The organism is Kitasatospora sp. NPDC033851 (assembly GCF_055576085.1).
Map to the genome: position 1 here is coordinate 12,799 of NZ_JBVIRL010000002.1, position 16,928 is coordinate 29,726.

Below are 16,928 nucleotides of genomic sequence, written 5' to 3' on the forward strand. Positions count from 1 at the left end.
GTCACACCCCGGTGATGCGGCCCCAGACCTTGTGCAGCTCCGGCCGCTCGGCCGAGGTGACGTCACGCATGGTGCGCAGCCGGGCCCGCATCTCCTCGGTCGGGAACACCAGCGGGTTCTCGGCGAGTTCGGCCTTCTCCTTGTCGCCGCTGGCCGCCAGCACCTCGCGGGCGGCCGGCACCGGGCAGATGTACTGGACGAACGCGGCGAGTTCGGCGGCCACCTCGGGCTGGTAGTAGTAGTCGATCAGCAGCTCGGCGTTGCGCTTGTGGGTGGCGCGGTTGGGGATCATCAGGCTCTCCGCCCACAGCTCGCCGCCCTCCTCCGGCACCACGAACTCGATGTCCGGGTTCTCGGCGGTGAGTTGGACCGCGTCGCCGGAGTAGGCCTGGCAGGCGAGCGCAGCGCCGGAGGCGAGGTCGCTGGTGTAGTCGTTGCCGGTGAAGCGGCGGATGTGGCCGGTGTCGACCATCTTCTGCACCAGGTCCATCGCCTTGTTCGCGTCGTCGTCGCCGAACGTCGCGATGTCCGCGCCCTGGGAGAGCATCAGCAGCCCGAGCGCCTCGTCCAGCCCGGCGAACAGCGTGATCCGGCCCTTGAGGTCGGGTGCCCACAGGTCGGCGGTGGACTTGATCTCCCGGCCGAGCGCCTTGCGGTTGTACGCGATGCCGGTGATCCCGGACTGCCACGGCACGCTGCGCCGGCGCCCGGGGTCGAAGCCCGGGTTCGCGAGCTGCGGGTCCAGGTTGGCGGTGACGTTGGGCAGGTTGGCCCGGTCCATGGCCTGCACCCAGCCCAGCGAGACGTACCGCCCTGCCATCCAGTCGCTGATCACCATCAGGTCCCGGCCGGGGGCGGCGCCCTGGGTGAGCACCGGGCTGATCTTGCCGAAGAACTCGTCGTTGTCGTTGATGTCCTCGGTGTAGGTGACGTCGATCCCGGTCTTCTCGCTGAAGCCGTCCAGGGTCGGGCGGCCGCCGTGGTCGTCGGTGTCGATGTACTGCGTCCAGTTGGAGAAGGCGAGCCGCTTGTCGGTCTCCGAGCGGTCCGGCGCCGAGCGGCGGTCTTCGGGGACGTACGCGGACGGGATCCCGCAGCCGGTCAGGGTGCCGGCGCCGAGCAGCGCGGCCCCACCGAGCACGGAACGTCGGCGCAGCACGGCGGAGTCGGGCGTACGGCGGGTCAGGGTGGAGCTGCTGGGCATGGCGGAGCCTTCCGGAGCGTGGGACGGCCCCGGGCACAACTGCCCGGGGCCGTCCTGGAGGTACGTCAGACAGTGTGCGCGTCGGTGAGCGACAGCACCTCGTCCAGCACCGCGAGGCCGGTCTTGGCCTCCTCCTCGGTGACGGTGCACGGCGGGACGACGTGGAAGCGGTTCATGTTGACGAACGGCCAGAGCCCGCGCCGCTTGCAGGCGGCGGCCAGCTCGGCCATCGGCGCGTTGGCGGCGCCGGCGGCGTTGTACGGCACCATCGGCTCGCGGGTCTCCCGGTTCTTCACCAGGTCGAGCGCCCAGAACACGCCCATGCCGCGGACCTCGCCGATCGACGGGTGCCGCTCGGCCAGCTCGCGCAGGCCGGGGCCGAGCACGGTCTCGCCGATGTGCTTGGCGTTCTCGACGATGCCCTCCTGCGCCATCGTGGTGATGGTCGCCACCGCGGAGGCGCAGGCCAGCGGGTGGCCGGAGTAGGTGAGTCCGCCGGGGAACGGCCGCTCGGCGAAGGTGGCCGCGATCTCGGCGCTGATCGCCACGCCGCCGAGCGGCACGTAGCCGGAGTTGACGCCCTTGGCGAAGGTGAGCAGGTCCGGGGTGACGCCCCAGTGGTCGGCGGCGAACCACTCACCGGTGCGGCCGAAGCCCGCCATCACCTCGTCGAGGATGAACACGATGCCGTGGCGGTCACAGATCTCCCGCACCCCGGCCAGGTAGCCCGGCGGCGGGATCAGGATGCCCGCGGTGCCGACCACGGTCTCCAGGATGACGGCCGCGACGGTGCCCGGCCCCTCGAAGGCGATCACCTCCTCCAGGTGCCGCAGCGCGCGCTCGCACTCCTGCGCCTCGTTCTCGGCGTGGAAGTTGGAGCGGTAGGCGTACGGGCCCCAGAAGTGCACCACGCCGGAGACCCCGGTCTCGTTGGCCCAGCGCCGCGGGTCGCCGGTGAGGGCGATCGCGTTGGCGGTGGCGCCGTGGTACGAGCGGTAGGTGGACAGCACCTTCTGCCGGCCCGTGTGCAGCCGGGCCAGCCGGATCGCGTTCTCGTTGGCCTCGGCGCCGCCGTTGGTGAAGAAGATCTTGTCCAGGTCGCCCGGGGTGCGCTCGGCGATCAGCCGGGCGGCCTCGCTGCGCGACTCGACCGCGAAGCCGGGTGCGATGGTGCAGAGCTTCGCCGCCTGCTCCTGGATCGCGGCGACCACCTTCGGGTGCTGGTGCCCGATGTTGGTGTTGACCAGCTGCGAGGAGAAGTCGAGGTAGCGGTTGCCGTCGTAGTCCCAGAAGTACGAGCCCTCGGCGCCGGCCACCGCGAGGGGGTCGATCAGCGCCTGGGCGGACCACGAGTGGAAGACGTGCGCGCGGTCGGCGGCCTTGACGGCCTGGCCGGCGGCTGAGTCAGCGGTGGGGATGCTCATGCCGGTAAGGCTAGGACGGGCCGCGCGCGAAGTGCAGTTTCATCTTGTCAGTCGGTCGCCCGATCCGTCGACAGGGTGCAAAGACACCGGGCCCGGGGCGGAAAGCCCCGGGCCCATTGTCAGTTCATACGACCTGAATAGGTCAGATCGCGGTCATACTGCGCCCGACGGTCATGACCCGCTAGATCGCGGTCATACTGCGCCCGACGGTCATGACCCGCTAGATCGCGGTCATGACGTGCTTCACGCGGGTGTAGTCCTCGAAGCCGTACGACGACAGGTCCTTGCCGTAGCCGGACTTCTTGAAGCCGCCGTGCGGCATCTCGGCGACCAGCGGGATGTGGGTGTTGATCCAGACGCAGCCGAAGTCCAGGCGGCGCGACATCCGCATGGCGCGGGCGTGGTCCTTGGTCCACACCGAGGAGGCCAGCGCGAACTCGACGCCGTTGGCGTACTCGACGGCCTGGTCCTCGTCGGTGAACTTCTGCACGGTGATGACCGGGCCGAAGACCTCGTTCTGGATGATCTCGTCGTCCTGGTTCAGGCCGGAGACGACGGTCGGGGCGTAGAAGTAGCCCTTGTCGCCGACCCGGTGGCCACCGGCCTCGACCTTGGCGTGGGCGGGCAGCCGCTCGATGAAGCCGGCGACCTGCTTCAGCTGGTTGGCGTTGTTCAGCGGGCCGTACAGCACGTCCTCGTCGTCCGCGCCGCCGGTCTTGGTCTCGGCCGCGGCCTTGGCCAGCGCCTCGACGAAGGCGTCGTGGATCGACTCGTGCACCAGCACGCGGGTGGCGGCGGTGCAGTCCTGGCCGGCGTTGAAGTAGCCCGCGACCGAGATGCCCTCGACGGCCTCGGCGATGTCGGCGTCCTCGAAGACCACGACCGGGGCCTTGCCGCCCAGCTCCAGGTGGACGCGCTTGACGTCCTTGGACGCCGACTCGGCGACCTGGATGCCGGCCCGGACCGAACCGGTGATGGAGGCCATCGCCGGGGTCTTGTGCTCGACCATCAGCTTGCCGGTCTCGCGGTCGCCGCAGATGACGTTGAAGACGCCGGCCGGCAGGTCCAGGTCCTTGAGGATGCCGCCGATGATCTCGGCCAGCAGCACGGTCGAGGCCGGGGTGGTGTCCGAGGGCTTCAGGACGACGGCGTTGCCCGCGGCGATGGCCGGGGCGAACTTCCAGACGGCCATCATCATCGGGTAGTTCCACGGCGCGACCTGGGCACAGACACCGACCGGCTCGCGGCGGACGATCGAGGTCATCCCGTCCATGTACTCACCGGCGGCCTTGCCCTCCAGCAGGCGGGCGGCACCGGCGAAGAAGCGGATCTGGTCCACCATCGGGCCGATCTCCTCGGAGAGGGTCAGCGCCCGGGGCTTGCCGGTGTTGCGCACCTCGGCGTCGACGATCTCGTCGGCCCGGGCCTCGACCGCGTCGGCGATCTTGAGCAGCAGCTTCTGCCGGGTGCTCGGGGTGGAGTCCCGCCAGATCGGGAACGCGACGGCGGCGGAGGCCATGGCGGCGTCCACGTCCGCGGCACCGGACAGCGGCGACGTCGCGTACACCTCGCCGGTGGCCGGGTCGACGATGTCGAGCGTGCGGCCGTCAGCCGCGTCGACGAACTCACCGTTGATGTAGTTGCGCAGCGTGCGAAGGTCGCTCACGGATCTCTCCTCGGTCTGGGCCTGCGGCGTTGCAGATTCCGGCGCCATGGTACGTCGGCGGATCCGGCGTACGAAGGGCGCCGAGTGGCCGTGCCCGAAGCGGCGCGGTCCACTGGTGGCGGTATGCGCGGCACCTCGCGGTGCCGCGCGCGTACCGTGTCAGGGTAGCCGCACGACGGCTGGTATCGACAGGCAGACTCCGTGTACGCGATGAAATCCGTACGCGTTTTCCAAGATCACGACGAAATCAGCAGCTTCCAAGCTTGCGAACACGGGAACGATCAGGCACAGTGGCCGCGTGGCCAACCGCGACCGGAACGCCAGCGTTCCCCTCGACGCCGCCTCCAAGGCGATCATCGAGCAGCTGCAGGAGGACGGGCGTCGCCCGTACGCCGCCATCGGCAAGGCCGTCGGCCTGTCCGAGGCAGCCGTACGGCAACGCGTCCAGAAGCTGCTCGACCAGGGCGTGATGCAGATCGTCGCCGTCACGGACCCGCTCACCGTCGGCTTCACCCGCCAGGCGATGGTCGGCATCCGGGTCGAGGGCGACATCGAGCCCGTCGCCGACGCGCTGGCCGCCCTCGACGAGGTCGACTACGTCGTCTGCACCGCAGGCTCGTTCGACCTCCTGGCCGAACTGGTCTGCGAGGACGACGAGCACCTGCTCGAAATGATCAACAAGCGCATCCGCGCCCTTCCCGGCGTGCGGAGCACCGAGAGCTTCGTTTACCTGAAGCTCCGGAAACAGACCTACACCTGGGGCACCCGATGACAGCCGACCCGGCGCAGAAGGACCTTTCCAAGACCGCTTACGACCACCTGTGGATGCACTTCACCCGCATGTCGTCGTACGAGAACTCCCCCGTGCCGACGATCGTCCGGGGCGAGGGCACCTACGTCTGGGACGACAAGGGCCGCAAGTACCTCGACGGCCTGGCCGGCCTGTTCGTCGTCCAGGCCGGCCACGGCCGCGAGGAGCTCGCCGAGGCCGCCGCCAAGCAGGCCAAGGAGCTCGCCTTCTTCCCGGTGTGGAGCTACGCCCACCCGAAGGCCGTCGAGCTGGCCGAGCGCCTGGCCAACTACGCCCCCGGCGACCTGAACAAGGTCTTCTTCTCCACCGGTGGCGGCGAGGCCGTCGAGACCGCCTGGAAGCTCGCCAAGCAGTACTTCAAGCTGACCGGCAAGCCGACCAAGTACAAGGTCATCTCCCGCGCCGTCGCCTACCACGGCACCCCGCAGGGCGCGCTGTCCATCACCGGCCTGCCGGGCCTGAAGGCCCCGTTCGAGCCGCTGGTGCCGGGCACCCACAAGGCGCCGAACACCAACATCTACCGCGCCCCCGCCTTCCTGGAGAGCCCGGACGGCACCGTCGACCCCGAGGCCTACGGCCGCTGGTGCGCCGACGAGATCGAGGTGGCCATCCTCAACGAGGGCGCCGAGACCGTCGCCGCCGTCTTCGTCGAGCCGGTGCAGAACGCCGGCGGCTGCTTCCCGCCGCCGCCCGGGTACTTCCAGCGCCTGCGCGAGATCTGCGACCGCCACGACGTGCTGCTGGTCTCGGACGAGGTCATCTGCGCCTTCGGCCGCCTGGGCACCATGTTCGGCGCCGACAAGTTCGGCTACCAGCCCGACATGATCACCTGCGCCAAGGGCATGACCTCGGGCTACTCCCCGATCGGCGCCACGATCATCTCGGACCGCCTGGCCGAGCCGTTCTACAAGGGTGACAACACCTTCCTGCACGGCTACACCTTCGGCGGCCACCCGGTCTCCTCCGCGGTGGCGCTGGCCAACCTCGACATCTTCGAGCGCGAGGGCCTGAACCAGCACGTCCTCGACAACGAGGCCGCCTTCCTCGGCACCCTGAACAAGCTGCGCGACCTGCCGATCGTCGGCGACGTCCGCGGCAACGGGTACTTCTACGGCATCGAGCTCGTGAAGGACAAGGTCACCAAGGAGTCGTTCAACGACGACGAGGTCGAGCGCGTGCTCTACGGCTTCCTGTCGAAGGCGCTCTTCGACAACGGCCTGTACTGCCGCGCCGACGACCGTGGCGACCCGGTCATCCAGCTGGCCCCGCCGCTGATCTCCAACCAGTCGACCTTCGACGAGATCGAGCAGATCCTGCGGACCAGCCTCACCGACGCGTGGGCGAAGATCTGATCCCCTGAGCCCTCTTCCCCACCCTCCGCCGAAGGGCGGCCCAGCTCCCCGCCGGGCCGCCCTTCGGCGTTCCCCCACCGGAACATCACAGTCGCACGACCAAACATGCCTGAATGCGGGTGATTTGCCCGTGATGGACCAGAGCGCCGCAACCGCGCCCCGCCCCGGTCGTTCTAATCTGACGACTGTCATATCCCTGCGGCCACCCAGGATGGAACCTCATGTCAGCGGCACCGCCTGACAACGACGTGCTGTGGGCCCGAGGGATCGTCAAGTCCCATCACGGCACCCCCGCCCTGCGCGGCATCTCGCTCGGCGTCCGCGAGGGCGAGGTGCTCGCCGTCACCGGCCCGCGCGGCTCCGGCAAGAGCACCCTGCTGGGCTGCCTCTCCGCCCAGCTCCCGGTCGACGAGGGCGAGGTCTGGTTCAACAGCGCCCCCGTGCACACCCTCACCCGGGCCGGCCGCGAACGGCTGCGCCGCGACCGCTTCGGCTTCGTCGGCTCCGAGCCGCACCTGGTCCCCGAACTGACCGCCCGGGAGAACGTCGCCCTGCCGCTGCTGCTCGCCGGGGCCGGCAACAAGGCCGCCTACACCGCCGCCGCCGAGTGGCTGGAGCGCCTCGACGTCGGCGACTTCGCCAAGCACCGCCCCGACCGGCTGGTCCAGAGCCAGCGCCAACGGGTCGCCGTCGCCCGTGCCCTGGCCCCGCTGCCGCCTGTCGTCTTCGCCGACGACCCCACCGCCCCGCTGCACCGCGAAGCCGCCGACCAGGTCCTGCGGATACTGACCAGCGCGGCCCGCTCGCACCAGCTCACCCTCGTCCTGGCCACCCACGACCCCGAGCTCGTCCGGTTCGCGGACCGCGCCGTCGCCCTCGTCGACGGACGGCTCACCGCCCCCGCCGCCCCCGTCCCGCGCGGCACCACCGTGTCCGGGGCCCCCGGAGCGCCCGCCGTCACGGCCACCCGCCGCTGACGACGCCGAGCCGCTGAAAGAGTCGACGTGTTCTATCTCCGTCTGGCCCGGGGCTACCGGGTGCCCGACCTCGGCCGCTGGCTGCTCACCGCGCTGGCCGCCGCCGTGGTCGCCGCCTTCCTGCTGCGCTCCCTCGGCCGGGCGATGAGCGACCCGCTCGGCGGCGCCGACCCGCTGGTCCGGCTGCTCTGGTGCCTGCCCCCGCTCGCCGCCGTCGCCTGGTTCGCGGCCGTCGCCGCCCGCGCGGTGCCCGCCCGGCGCCCCGAGCGGATCGCCGGCCTCACCGCCGCCGGAGCCGGCTCCCGCCGGATCCGGGCCCTGATCGCCGGCGAGGTCGCCCTCGCCTGCACCCTCGGCAGCGTGCTCACCCTGCTGGTCTTCCTGGTACTGCGCAACGACATCGCCGGGCCCTCGCTCGCCCCCGACCTCGGCATGGGCGTGCCGCTGCCGCCCGCCGCGCCGGTCACCCTGCTCGCCCTGGTCCCGCTCACCGCCGGCCTCGCCGCCGCCTGCGCGGTGCCCGCCACCGAGAACCTGCCCGGCGGCCGCACCCGCCGCCGCACCGGCTTCGGCGTCTGGCGGATCGCCCTGCCGATCGGGCTGGGCGTGATCGGCGCCGCACTCGAACTCATCGCGCTGCGGCCCGGCGCCGCCGCCGACGGCCGCCCGATCCACCTGCCCGCCGGGCTCGGCACCACCAGCACCGCCGCGCTCGGCGGCTGGGCCACCAGCGCACTCGGCCTCGCCCTGCTCACCGGCCCGCTGCTGGCCTGGGCCGGACGGCTGCTCGCCCTCGGCCGGCCCACCCCGCTGCGACTGCTCGCCGGGCGCGGGCTCACCGCCCAGGCCCCGCGCCTCGGCGCGCCGCTGGCCGTCCTCACCCTCGCCGTCGCGCTGGTGCTCACCACCATCCGCTACTGGATCGGCGCCCCCGACAGCGCCGACGCGCTGCCCGCCGTCGAGGCCTGCCTGGTGCTCGGCTGCGCGGCCGCCGCGGTGGTCGCCCGGCTCGCCGAGGTCCGCACCGACCGCCGCCACGTCACCGACGCGCTGCTGCGCCTCGGCGCCTCGCCCCGCCTGCTGTTCGGCGCGGTCGCGCTGCGCACCCTGGCGGTCGGCACCACGCTGCTGCTGACCGGCGGGGCGACCGCCGCACTGGCGGCCGCCGGACTGCGGTAGCGGCCGGGCTCCCGGGGGCTAACCCGCTGCGGCGAGCTGGCCGCAGGCGCCGTCGATCTCCTGGCCGCGGGTGTCGCGGACGGTCGTCGGCACACCGTGCGACTGCAGCCGGCGGACGAACTCGCGCTCGTCCTCGGGCCGGGAGGCGGTCCACTTGGAACCCGGGGTCGGGTTCAGCGGGATCAGGTTGACGTGCACCCGGTGGTTCTTGATCAGCCGGCCGAGCAGGTCGGCCCGCCACGCCTGGTCGTTGATGTCCTTGATCAGCGCGTACTCGATGGAGATCCGGCGGCCGGACTTCTCCGCGTAGTTCCAGGCCGCGTCCAGCACCTCGTCGACCTTCCACCGGGTGTTCACCGGCACCAGCTCGTCGCGCAGCTCGTCGTCCGGGGCGTGCAGTGACAGCGCCAGGCGGCAGCTGAGGCCCTCGTCGGCGAAGCGGTGCATCGCCGGGACGAGCCCGACGGTCGAGACGGTGATGCCGCGCTGGGACAGGCCGAAGCCGTCCGGCGCCGGGTCGGTCAGTCGGCGGATCGAGGCCAGCACCCGGTTGTAGTTGGCCAGCGGCTCGCCCATGCCCATGAACACCACGTTGGACAGCCGCGCCTCACCGCCCGGGATCTCCCCGTCCTTGAGCGAACGCATCCCGGCGGCGATCTGCTCGACGATCTCGGCGGTGGAGAGGTTGCGGGTCAGCCCGGCCTGGCCGGTGGCGCAGAACGGGCAGTTCATGCCGCAGCCGGCCTGCGAGCTGATGCACATGGTGACCCGGTCCGGGTAGCGCATCAGCACGGACTCCACGAGCGTGCCGTCGAAGAGCTTCCACAGCGTCTTGCGGGTGGCGTCGTCGTCACAGGAGACGTGCCGCACCACCGACATCAGCTCGGGCAGCAGGCTCCCGGTGAGCTTCTCCCGGCTGGCGGCGGGGATGTCCGTCCAGCTCGCCGGGTCGTTCGACATCCGGCCGAAGTAGTGGTTGGAGAGCTGCTTGGCGCGGAACGGCTGCTCGCCCAGCTCGGCGACGGCCTCCTTGCGCTCGGCGGGGCTCAGGTCGGCGAGGTGTCGCGGGGGCTTGGCGCCGCGCGGCGCGACAAAGGTGAGTTCTCCGGGCTTAGGCATGGTTGTTCCAGTGTCGCAGACGCGCGGGGGCCCCGGACGCCAGGCGTCCGGGGCCCTCGCGGGTACGCGCGGATCAGCTGCCGACGAAGGCCGTCAGCAGCAGCCAGACCACCGGGGCGGTCGGCAGGAGCGAGTCCAGCCGGTCCATGATGCCGCCGTGGCCGGGCAGCAGCGTGCCCATGTCCTTGATGCCGAGGTCACGCTTGATCATCGACTCGCCCAGGTCGCCCAGGGTCGCGGTGACCGCCGCGCAGCCGCCCAGGATCAGGCCCTGCCACCAGCTGCCGTCGTCGATGATCAGCTGCATCAGCACCGCGCCCGCCAGCATCGACAGGCCGATGCCGCCGGCCAGGCCCTCGCGGGTCTTGCCGGGGCTGATCGTCGGGGCCAGCTTGGTGCGGCCGAACTTGTAGCCCACGGCGTAGGCGCCGGTGTCGCTGCAGATCGTGACGATCAGGAAGAGCACGATCCGCTGGGGGCCGTCGTCGGCCGCCAGCATCATCGCCACGAAGGTGGCCAGGAACGGCACGTAGAAGGCGGTGAACACCCCTGCCGTTATGTCCCGCAGGTAGTTCTCCGGCGGTTCGGCCATCCGCCAGACCATCACCGCCAGCCCGGTCAGCGCGAGCGAGGCCGCGGCCCACTGGATCCCGGACCAGTAGCCGGTCGCGACCATGGCGATGCCGCCCGCGACCAGCGGGATCAGCGGCGCCTTGATCTGCTTGCGCTCGGAGAGCCGGCTGGTCAGCTCCCAGACACCGACCGCGACCGCGGCCATCACGACAACCAGGAACAGTGCCTTCACCACGAACAGCGAGGCGACGATCACCGCGCCGAGGCCGACGCCCACGCCTATGGCGGCCTGGAGATTACGGCCGCCGCGCTGCTTGCGCGGCTGCGGCTGCGGGTCGGGCTGGGCGGCCACGGGTGTCTCCTGCCCTGGATGGGACGACGGCACGAAGTGGGGCTGTCCGGCCGCCGGGTGGCTGGGCGGCGGCGCGGAATGCACCGGTGCCCCCGGGTACGGCGGGGTGCCGTGGCCGGGGGCGGGGGCGGTGTCACCGGATATCGCGCGCAGCACGACCGTCTCCGTCACGCCGGGCGGCGCGGTCTCCGGCTGCTCGTCCCGGAACAGCGGGCCGCTCAGCCGGCCGGCTTCCCGGGCCTGGCCCGCGGCGGGGTCGGCCGGTCCGCCGGTGGGCTGACCGGGTGCGGGCCGGCCCGGTGCGGGCTGACCGGGCGCGGGCCGGCCCGGTGCCGCGGACGCGCCGCGGCCGACCGGTCGGCCGCCGCCGGGCACACCGGGAGGCGGGCCGGGGTCGGCCGGTACGGGAGGCATGACCTGAGTCTCCTGCGCGTCGCCGCCCCAGTACACCGGAGGCTGCTGCGGGTGATCCGAACGGAGGTCCCGCTCCGGCGGGCCGGCACCCGGCGCGCCCGGGGGCACGGCTCGGCCGCCCGGGTGGCCGGGGTGTCCCTGGACCGGCGCCGCCGGTTCGCCGTACCCCGGCGCCGGATGGGCCGGGGTACGGGATGCCTGCGGCTGCGGCGCCGGGCGGTAGGGCTGGAACTGCTGGTCGGACGGGCCCCAGTAGCCAGGGGCGTCAGGGGCGTCGTTCATCAGACCTCGAGCAGCTCGGCTTCCTTGTGCTTCAGCAGCTCGTCGACCTGGGCCACGTACTTGGCCGTGGTGTCGTCGAGCTCCTTCTCGGCGCGGCGGCCGTCGTCCTCGCCGACCTCGCCGTCCTTGACCAGCTTGTCGATGGCGTCCTTGGCCTTGCGGCGCACGGCACGGATCGAGACCTTGGCGTCCTCGCCCTTGGTGCGGGCGATCTTGATGAACTCCCGGCGGCGCTCTTCGGTCAGCTCGGGCAGCACCACGCGGATGATGGAGCCGTCGTTCGACGGGTTGACGCCCAGGTCGGAGTCGCGGATCGCCTGCTCGATGGCCTTCAGCGCGGTCTTGTCGAACGGCGAGACGACCGCCATCCGCGGCTCCGGCACCGAGAACGAGGCCAGCTGGTTGATCGGCGTCACGGCGCCGTAGTACTCCGCGACGATCTTGGCGAACATCGCCGGGTGCGCACGGCCGGTACGGATGGCCGCGAGGTCGTCCTTGGCGACGCCGACGGCCTTCTCCATCTTCTCCTCGGCCTCGAGGAGGGTCTCTTCGATCACTGTGGTCTCCCTGTCCGGTTCATCTGCTGTTGTTCCGACCGGTGTCGGCGCGGCGGCCGTTCGCGGCTCCCGCACCGTTCCCGTACGGCTGGTTGCTGCTCAGGCCCGGACAGAATCCTGGCTGATGAGTGTGCCGATCTTCTCACTCTTCACCGCACGCGCGATATTGCCCTCCGCCAGCAGTTCGAAGACCAGCATCGGGAGGTTGTTGTCCTTGCACAGCGTGATCGCGGTGAGGTCGGCGACCTTGAGGTCGCGCGCGATGACCTCGGAGTACTCCAGCGCGTCGAACTTGACCGCGTCCGGGTTCGTCCGCGGGTCGGAGTCGTAGACGCCGTCCACGCCGTTCTTGCCCATCAGCAGGACGTCGGCGTGGATCTCCAGCGCGCGCTGGACGGCCGTGGTGTCGGTGGAGAAGTACGGCATGCCCATACCGGCGCCGAAGATCACCACGCGGCCCTTCTCCAGGTGCCGGACGGCCCGCAGCGGGAGGTACGGCTCGGCGACCTGGCCCATGGTGATGGCGGTCTGGACCCGGGTCTCGATGCCCTCCTTGACCAGGAAGTCCTGCAGCGCCAGGCAGTTCATGACGGTGCCGAGCATGCCCATGTAGTCGGAGCGGGCCCGGTCCATGCCGCGAACCTGCAGTTCGGCGCCCCGGAAGAAGTTGCCACCACCGATGACCACCGCGACCTCGGTACCGGCGCGGACGACCGTGGCGATCTCTCGGGCGATCGCGTGCACGACGTCCGGGTCGACGCCGAGTCCGCCGCCACCGGCGAAGGCTTCACCGGACAGCTTGAGCAGCACCCGGCGGCGCGAGCCGACCCTGGGGTCCTGCGCGGTCTCCTGCGTCTCCTGCATGGACTTCTCCTTTTTGCACCTACTGGTCACAGGCGCGGGTGTGCGGATGCCCCGCCTGCGCGTACACGCGAGGAGGCCACTGCCGCGGGAACCGGTTCGGTGTCCTGCACGGCAATGGCCTCCTCGTCGTTCATGGTGCCGACGCGAGCCCGCCCGTGGGCGGTTGGCGCTGGGTGAGCCCGTTCGGCGTTCCTCCCGCCCTGGTCAGCGGGCGGGGGCGGTTCCCAGCCTAAAGGGGGCCGGGAACCCGGTGGAACGTGGCTCAGGCGCCGACGCGGAAGCGGGCGAAGCGCTTGAGGGCGACGCCGTTCTCCTCGAGGACCTTGGCGACGGTCTTCTTGTTGTCCTTCGCGAAGGCCTGCTCCAGGACGGAGAACTCCTTCACGAAGCCGGTGACGCGACCCTCGACGATCTTCGGCAGGGCAGCCTCCGGCTTGCCCTCCTCGCGAGCGGTGGCCTCGGCGACGCGGCGCTCGTTCTCGATGTCCTCGGCCGGGATGTCCTCGCGGGACAGGTACTTCGGGGCGAAGGCGGCGATGTGCTGCGCGACGTCCTTCGCGACCTCGGCGTTCTCCTTGTCCAGCTCGACCAGGACGCCGACGGCCGGCGGCAGGTCGGGGCTGGTCTTGTGCAGGTAGACCGCGACGAAGCCGTCACCGTCGAACTGGGCGAAGCGACGGAAGACGATCTTCTCGCCCAGGGTGGCGTTGGCCTCGTCCACGAACTGCTGGACGGTCTTGCCGGCCTCGATCTCGGAAGCCAGGGCGGCGTCCAGGTCGGCCGGGGCCGTCTTGGCGACGTGGGCGGCAATGGCGTCGGCGACCTTGACGAAGTTGTCACCCTTGGCGACGAAGTCCGTCTCGCAGTTCAGCTCGACCAGAACGCCGGACTTCTTGTCCTCGGCGATCAGCGCGGCGACGGCGCCGTTGGAGGCGTCGCGGCCCTCGCGCTTGGCAACGCCCTTCTGGCCCTTGATGCGCAGGAGCTCGACGGCCTTCTCGACGTTGCCCTCGGCCTCGTCCAGGGCCTTCTTGCAGTCCATCATGCCGGCGCCGGTGAGCTCACGGAGCTTCTTGACGTCCGCGGCGGTGAAGTTCGCCATGGTGTGAATCTCTTCTCGCGTCTCGCGTGTCTGCGTGGAGTGGCGCCGGGACCGATGGTTCGGGTCCCGGCGCTGGAGAGAGGGGCACCTGCCGGCTTCGTACCGGCGGGTGCCCCTCACCCTTGGTACGTCAGGCCTGCTCGGCCGGCGCCTCGGTGGCGGGAGCCTCGGCGGCGGCGGGGGCCTCCTCGGCGGCCGGCGCCTCGGCAGCGGGGGCCTCCTCGGCGGCGGGGGCCTCGGCGGCGGCGGGGGCCTCCTCGGCCTTCTCGCCCTCGATGAGGTCCTTCTCCCAGGCGGCCAGCGGCTGGTCGGCGCCCGGCTCGGCCTTGGTGTCGCCCTTGGCGACACCGGCGCGGGACTTCAGGCCCTCGGCCACGGCGTCGGCGATCACGCGGGTCAGCAGGGTGACGGAGCGGATCGCGTCGTCGTTGCCCGGGATCTTGTAGTCGACCTCGTCCGGGTCACAGTTGGTGTCGAGGATGGCGACGACCGGGATGTTGAGCTTCCGGGCCTCGCCGACCGCGATGTGCTCCTTCTTGGTGTCCACGATCCAGACGGCGCTGGGAACGCGCTGCATGTCGCGGATACCGCCGAGGGTCTTCTCCAGCTTGTCGTGCTCGCGCTGGAGGACCAGGAGCTCCTTCTTGGTGAGGCCGGAACCGGCCACGTCCGAGAAGTCCAGCTCGCCGAGCTCCTTCAGACGCTGAAGGCGCTTGTAGACGGTCGAGAAGTTGGTCAGCATGCCGCCAAGCCAGCGCTGGTTCACGTAGGGCATGCCCACGCGGGTGGCCTGCTCGGCGATGGCCTCCTGGGCCTGCTTCTTCGTGCCGACGAAGAGGACGCTGCCGCCGTGGGCAACGGTCTCCTTGATGAACTCGAAGGCGCGGTCGATGTAGTTCAGCGACTGCAGGAGGTCGATGATGTAGATGCCGTTGCGCTCCGTGATGATGAAGCGCTTCATCTTCGGGTTCCAGCGGCGGGTCTGGTGACCGAAGTGGACGCCGCTCTCCAGCAGCTCCCGCATCGTGACGACGGCCATTGCCGTGCTCCTCAGGTGTTACGGCCCGACAGCGGCACTGCGTCGCAGCGATCGCCCACAGCCGGGTCAGTCTCGGTTTGTCCGTGGCGGCCAGGTGACAGCCACGCCTGACGCCCCGAACGTGCCGAGCCGCTTGCGCCCGCTCGGCCGGGGGCCGGTCGGGCTCGGCGGACCGAGCGGCACTCGCACCTGGCGGGGCTGCGGACGAACCGCGTCCGGCCGCCGGTGGCGGGGCGTGCGAAGTCGACCCGGCGGACCGGGTCGCGTGTGAAGTGTACGGGAAGCGCCGAGCGACGGGCGACTTCGCGAGCGGCCGGGGGCCTGCCGAGGACCCGGGAAGAACCTGGGAACGGCCGGGACGGGCGGGTCGGCGGGGGTGCCGACGGGCGGGTCGGCGGCGGTACCGGCGCCGGGGTCTGCGGAGCTGGGGAGCGTGCGTGCGTCGGTCGGCTGCCTGCCCGCGGTTGGCCACCGGTATGCCGCTTGTACACCGGATGGCGGCGTCCGTACACCCGTTGGAGGGGCGGCGGTCGGACGCGGGGGCGGTTTGTCCACAGGAATCCGGATCCGGGTGGTGCTTGGGCGGCCGGGCGGCGAGCCTTCGCGCATGACTGCTCGTGCGTGGTTCGTCGGGATTCGGGGGCTGGTCGCCGTGGGGGTGGCGCTGGGGGTGGTGGGGGCGCTCGGGATGCCGGGGGCAGCGGCGGGGGCGGCAGCGGGGGCGGCAGCGGGGGCGGCGGGCGGCTCGGGCTCCGGCAATGGCTCCGGCTCCCGCAGTGGCAGTGGCTCCGGCAGTGGCTTGGGCCCGCGCGGTGCCCGGGCCTGGCCGGTGGGCGGGCCCGGCGGGGTGCTGGGGCGGTTCGAGCCGCCGGCGAAGCCCTGGGCCGCCGGGCACCGGGGAGTGGACCTCGCCGCCGAGCCCGGGGCGGAGGTCCGGGCGGCGGCCGCCGGGGTGGTCACGTTCTCCGGGCTGGTGGCCGGACGTCCGGTGGTGACCGTCTCCCACCTCGGCTCGGGGTCTCCCCCGCTCCGAACCACCTACCTGCCGCTCACCGGCACCCTCCCGGTCGGCACCGCGGTGGCCGCCGGGCAGGTGATCGGCCGGCTCGCCCCGGACGGGCGGCACTGCGCCGCGCGCGACTGCCTGCACTGGGGGCTGCTGCGCGGGGGCCGCTACCTGGACCCGCTGGCCCTGTTCGGCGCGGGTACGGCACGGCTGCTGCCACTGGGCTCAGAACCGCTGGGGGCCGAGCGGCTGCAGCCGTCGGAGGCCGAGCAGGCGGTCACGCCCGGCTGAGGCCGTGCAGCGCGAAAGCGACGGCGGCGACCGCGATCTCCTCGGGGTTCTCCGCGTTCTCGGGGTTCTCGGTCGGGCAACCGGCGTGCTCCCCGGTAGTCGCCTGCTCGGCTCGACGGACGGCCGCCTCCACGACCCCCTGCAGCAGCACCGCGGCGAGCCGGGGCCGCTCGTGGCCCAGGTCCTCCAGCGCCCGGACGACCAGGCCGGCCAGCCTGCCGTGCGCCGCCCGGATCCGCTCGCGCGCGGCCTCGTCGAGCTCCAGCGCCGAGATCGCCACGATCGCACGGTGGCGCGGGTCGGCGGCCAACGCCAGCTGACCCCGGACGTACGCCTCGATCCGCTCGGCGGCGGTGTCGCAGCTCCCCATCCCGGCCTCGATCTCGGCCGCCCAGAGCGGGAAGTCCACCTCGCAGAGCGCCTCGACCACGGCGGCGCGGGAGCGGAAGTACTCGTAGACCGAGGAACGCGCCAGCCCGGTACGCGCGGCAAGCGCGGGGAAGGTCAGGGCCTCCTTGCCACCCTCGGTGAGCAGGGTGCGGGCAGCGTCGAGGAGTGCTGCTCGCTGCAGCTGGCGATGCTCGGCCACCGTGGCCGCTCGGATCTTCGGCACGCTCCCACTGTACGGAGCCCTGCCCGCGGCCGATAAGGCGCCGCGCATGCGGAGGAGGCAGGGGCCCGCCGGGCAGGCCCGGCCTGTCCGGCTGAACCCCGCG

15 protein-coding genes are annotated in these 16,928 nt (G+C 71.8%); 5 read left to right on the forward strand and 10 right to left on the reverse strand.

The genetic code is table 11. From position 1 onward, the window contains the following. Position 1 precedes the first annotated feature (1 nt). The 3 genes from ACZ51D_RS03275 to ACZ51D_RS03285 form a co-directional block, all read right to left on the reverse strand. Positions 2–1,204, reverse strand: coding sequence for a polyamine ABC transporter substrate-binding protein (locus ACZ51D_RS03275; protein WP_360504687.1), 1,203 nt, complete (start codon positions 1,202–1,204; stop codon positions 2–4). 65 nt (positions 1,205–1,269) lie between these two features. Continuing rightward, positions 1,270–2,628 carry an aminotransferase class III-fold pyridoxal phosphate-dependent enzyme gene (locus tag ACZ51D_RS03280; RefSeq protein WP_465622234.1) on the reverse strand — a complete coding sequence of 453 codons (1,359 nt, stop codon included), beginning with the start codon at positions 2,626–2,628 and terminating at the stop codon, positions 1,270–1,272. A 220-nt stretch (positions 2,629–2,848) separates the two neighbouring features. Beyond that, on the reverse strand, positions 2,849–4,342 hold the full coding sequence (locus ACZ51D_RS03285; RefSeq protein WP_465661066.1) for a gamma-aminobutyraldehyde dehydrogenase: 1,494 nt from the start codon (positions 4,340–4,342) through the stop codon (positions 2,849–2,851). Positions 4,343–4,592: 250 nt separating this feature from the next. Here ACZ51D_RS03285 and ACZ51D_RS03290 point away from each other — a divergent pair, with 250 nt between their 5' ends. The 4 genes from ACZ51D_RS03290 (at position 4,593) to ACZ51D_RS03305 (ending at position 8,613) form a co-directional block, all read left to right on the forward strand. Further along, positions 4,593–5,066, forward strand: a complete 474-nt coding sequence (locus ACZ51D_RS03290; RefSeq protein ID WP_030306695.1) for an Lrp/AsnC family transcriptional regulator — start codon at positions 4,593–4,595, stop codon at positions 5,064–5,066. Beyond that, positions 5,063–6,457, forward strand: a complete 1,395-nt coding sequence (locus tag ACZ51D_RS03295; protein WP_360504681.1) for an aspartate aminotransferase family protein — start codon at positions 5,063–5,065, stop codon at positions 6,455–6,457. The genes ACZ51D_RS03290 and ACZ51D_RS03295 overlap by 4 nt, the downstream gene beginning before the upstream one ends. Positions 6,458–6,678: 221 nt before the next feature. Beyond that, the gene (locus ACZ51D_RS03300) at positions 6,679–7,434 is read left to right on the forward strand and encodes an ABC transporter ATP-binding protein (RefSeq protein WP_465622236.1); all 756 of its coding nucleotides are present in this window, start codon (positions 6,679–6,681) and stop codon (positions 7,432–7,434) included. Between the two features lie 27 nt (positions 7,435–7,461). Next, on the forward strand, positions 7,462–8,613 hold the full coding sequence (locus ACZ51D_RS03305) for a hypothetical protein (protein WP_465622238.1): 1,152 nt from the start codon (positions 7,462–7,464) through the stop codon (positions 8,611–8,613). An 18-nt stretch (positions 8,614–8,631) separates the two neighbouring features. Here ACZ51D_RS03305 and rlmN read toward each other — a convergent pair whose 3' ends face one another. The 6 genes from rlmN to rpsB all read right to left on the reverse strand — a co-directional run bounded on the left by rlmN (position 8,632) and on the right by rpsB (position 14,915). After that, a complete protein-coding gene (gene rlmN / locus ACZ51D_RS03310) occupies positions 8,632–9,732 on the reverse strand; it encodes a dual-specificity RNA methyltransferase RlmN (protein ID WP_360504676.1) in 1,101 nt (366 codons plus the stop codon). A gap of 73 nt (positions 9,733–9,805) precedes the next feature. Further along, positions 9,806–11,071: a phosphatidate cytidylyltransferase gene (locus tag ACZ51D_RS03315; protein WP_465661068.1), complete on the reverse strand. Its 1,266-nt coding sequence runs from the start codon at positions 11,069–11,071 to the stop codon at positions 9,806–9,808. Between the two features lie 281 nt (positions 11,072–11,352). Further along, entirely contained in the window at positions 11,353–11,910 is a 558-nt protein-coding gene (gene frr / locus ACZ51D_RS03320; protein ID WP_359900627.1) for a ribosome recycling factor, read from the reverse strand. A gap of 99 nt (positions 11,911–12,009) precedes the next feature. Further along, positions 12,010–12,774, reverse strand: coding sequence for a UMP kinase (gene pyrH / locus ACZ51D_RS03325; RefSeq protein WP_360504673.1), 765 nt, complete (start codon positions 12,772–12,774; stop codon positions 12,010–12,012). A gap of 262 nt (positions 12,775–13,036) precedes the next feature. After that, positions 13,037–13,876, reverse strand: a complete 840-nt coding sequence (gene tsf / locus ACZ51D_RS03330) for a translation elongation factor Ts (protein WP_387693683.1) — start codon at positions 13,874–13,876, stop codon at positions 13,037–13,039. 130 nt (positions 13,877–14,006) lie between these two features. Next, positions 14,007–14,915 carry a 30S ribosomal protein S2 gene (rpsB, locus tag ACZ51D_RS03335; protein WP_465661070.1) on the reverse strand — a complete coding sequence of 303 codons (909 nt, stop codon included), beginning with the start codon at positions 14,913–14,915 and terminating at the stop codon, positions 14,007–14,009. A gap of 607 nt (positions 14,916–15,522) precedes the next feature. Between rpsB and ACZ51D_RS03340 the strand changes: the two genes are divergently transcribed. Next, entirely contained in the window at positions 15,523–16,212 is a 690-nt protein-coding gene (locus ACZ51D_RS03340) for a M23 family metallopeptidase (RefSeq protein ID WP_465661072.1), read from the forward strand. On the opposite strand, the gene ACZ51D_RS03345 is transcribed toward ACZ51D_RS03340, so the two are convergent. Beyond that, a complete protein-coding gene (locus ACZ51D_RS03345) occupies positions 16,199–16,801 on the reverse strand; it encodes a TetR/AcrR family transcriptional regulator (protein ID WP_465622390.1) in 603 nt (200 codons plus the stop codon). The genes ACZ51D_RS03340 and ACZ51D_RS03345 overlap by 14 nt on opposite strands. Positions 16,802–16,928 lie beyond the last annotated feature (127 nt).

What these genes read in the sequence shown, in the direction of transcription:
- ACZ51D_RS03275 (WP_360504687.1), bottom strand. Translation starts at nt 1,204, where the DNA reads ATGCCCAGCAGCTCCACCCTGACCCGCCGTACGCCCGACTCCGCCGTG.
- ACZ51D_RS03280 (WP_465622234.1), bottom strand. Translation starts at nt 2,628, where the DNA reads ATGAGCATCCCCACCGCTGACTCAGCCGCCGGCCAGGCCGTCAAGGCC.
- ACZ51D_RS03285 (WP_465661066.1), bottom strand. Translation starts at nt 4,342, where the DNA reads ATGGCGCCGGAATCTGCAACGCCGCAGGCCCAGACCGAGGAGAGATCC.
- ACZ51D_RS03295 (WP_360504681.1), top strand. Translation starts at nt 5,063, where the DNA reads ATGACAGCCGACCCGGCGCAGAAGGACCTTTCCAAGACCGCTTACGAC.
- ACZ51D_RS03300 (WP_465622236.1), top strand. Translation starts at nt 6,679, where the DNA reads ATGTCAGCGGCACCGCCTGACAACGACGTGCTGTGGGCCCGAGGGATC.
- rlmN (WP_360504676.1), bottom strand. Translation starts at nt 9,732, where the DNA reads ATGCCTAAGCCCGGAGAACTCACCTTTGTCGCGCCGCGCGGCGCCAAG.
- ACZ51D_RS03315 (WP_465661068.1), bottom strand. Translation starts at nt 11,071, where the DNA reads ATGCCTCCCGTACCGGCCGACCCCGGCCCGCCTCCCGGTGTGCCCGGC.
- pyrH (WP_360504673.1), bottom strand. Translation starts at nt 12,774, where the DNA reads ATGCAGGAGACGCAGGAGACCGCGCAGGACCCCAGGGTCGGCTCGCGC.
- tsf (WP_387693683.1), bottom strand. Translation starts at nt 13,876, where the DNA reads ATGGCGAACTTCACCGCCGCGGACGTCAAGAAGCTCCGTGAGCTCACC.
- rpsB (WP_465661070.1), bottom strand. Translation starts at nt 14,915, where the DNA reads ATGGCCGTCGTCACGATGCGGGAGCTGCTGGAGAGCGGCGTCCACTTC.
- ACZ51D_RS03340 (WP_465661072.1), top strand. Translation starts at nt 15,523, where the DNA reads ATGACTGCTCGTGCGTGGTTCGTCGGGATTCGGGGGCTGGTCGCCGTG.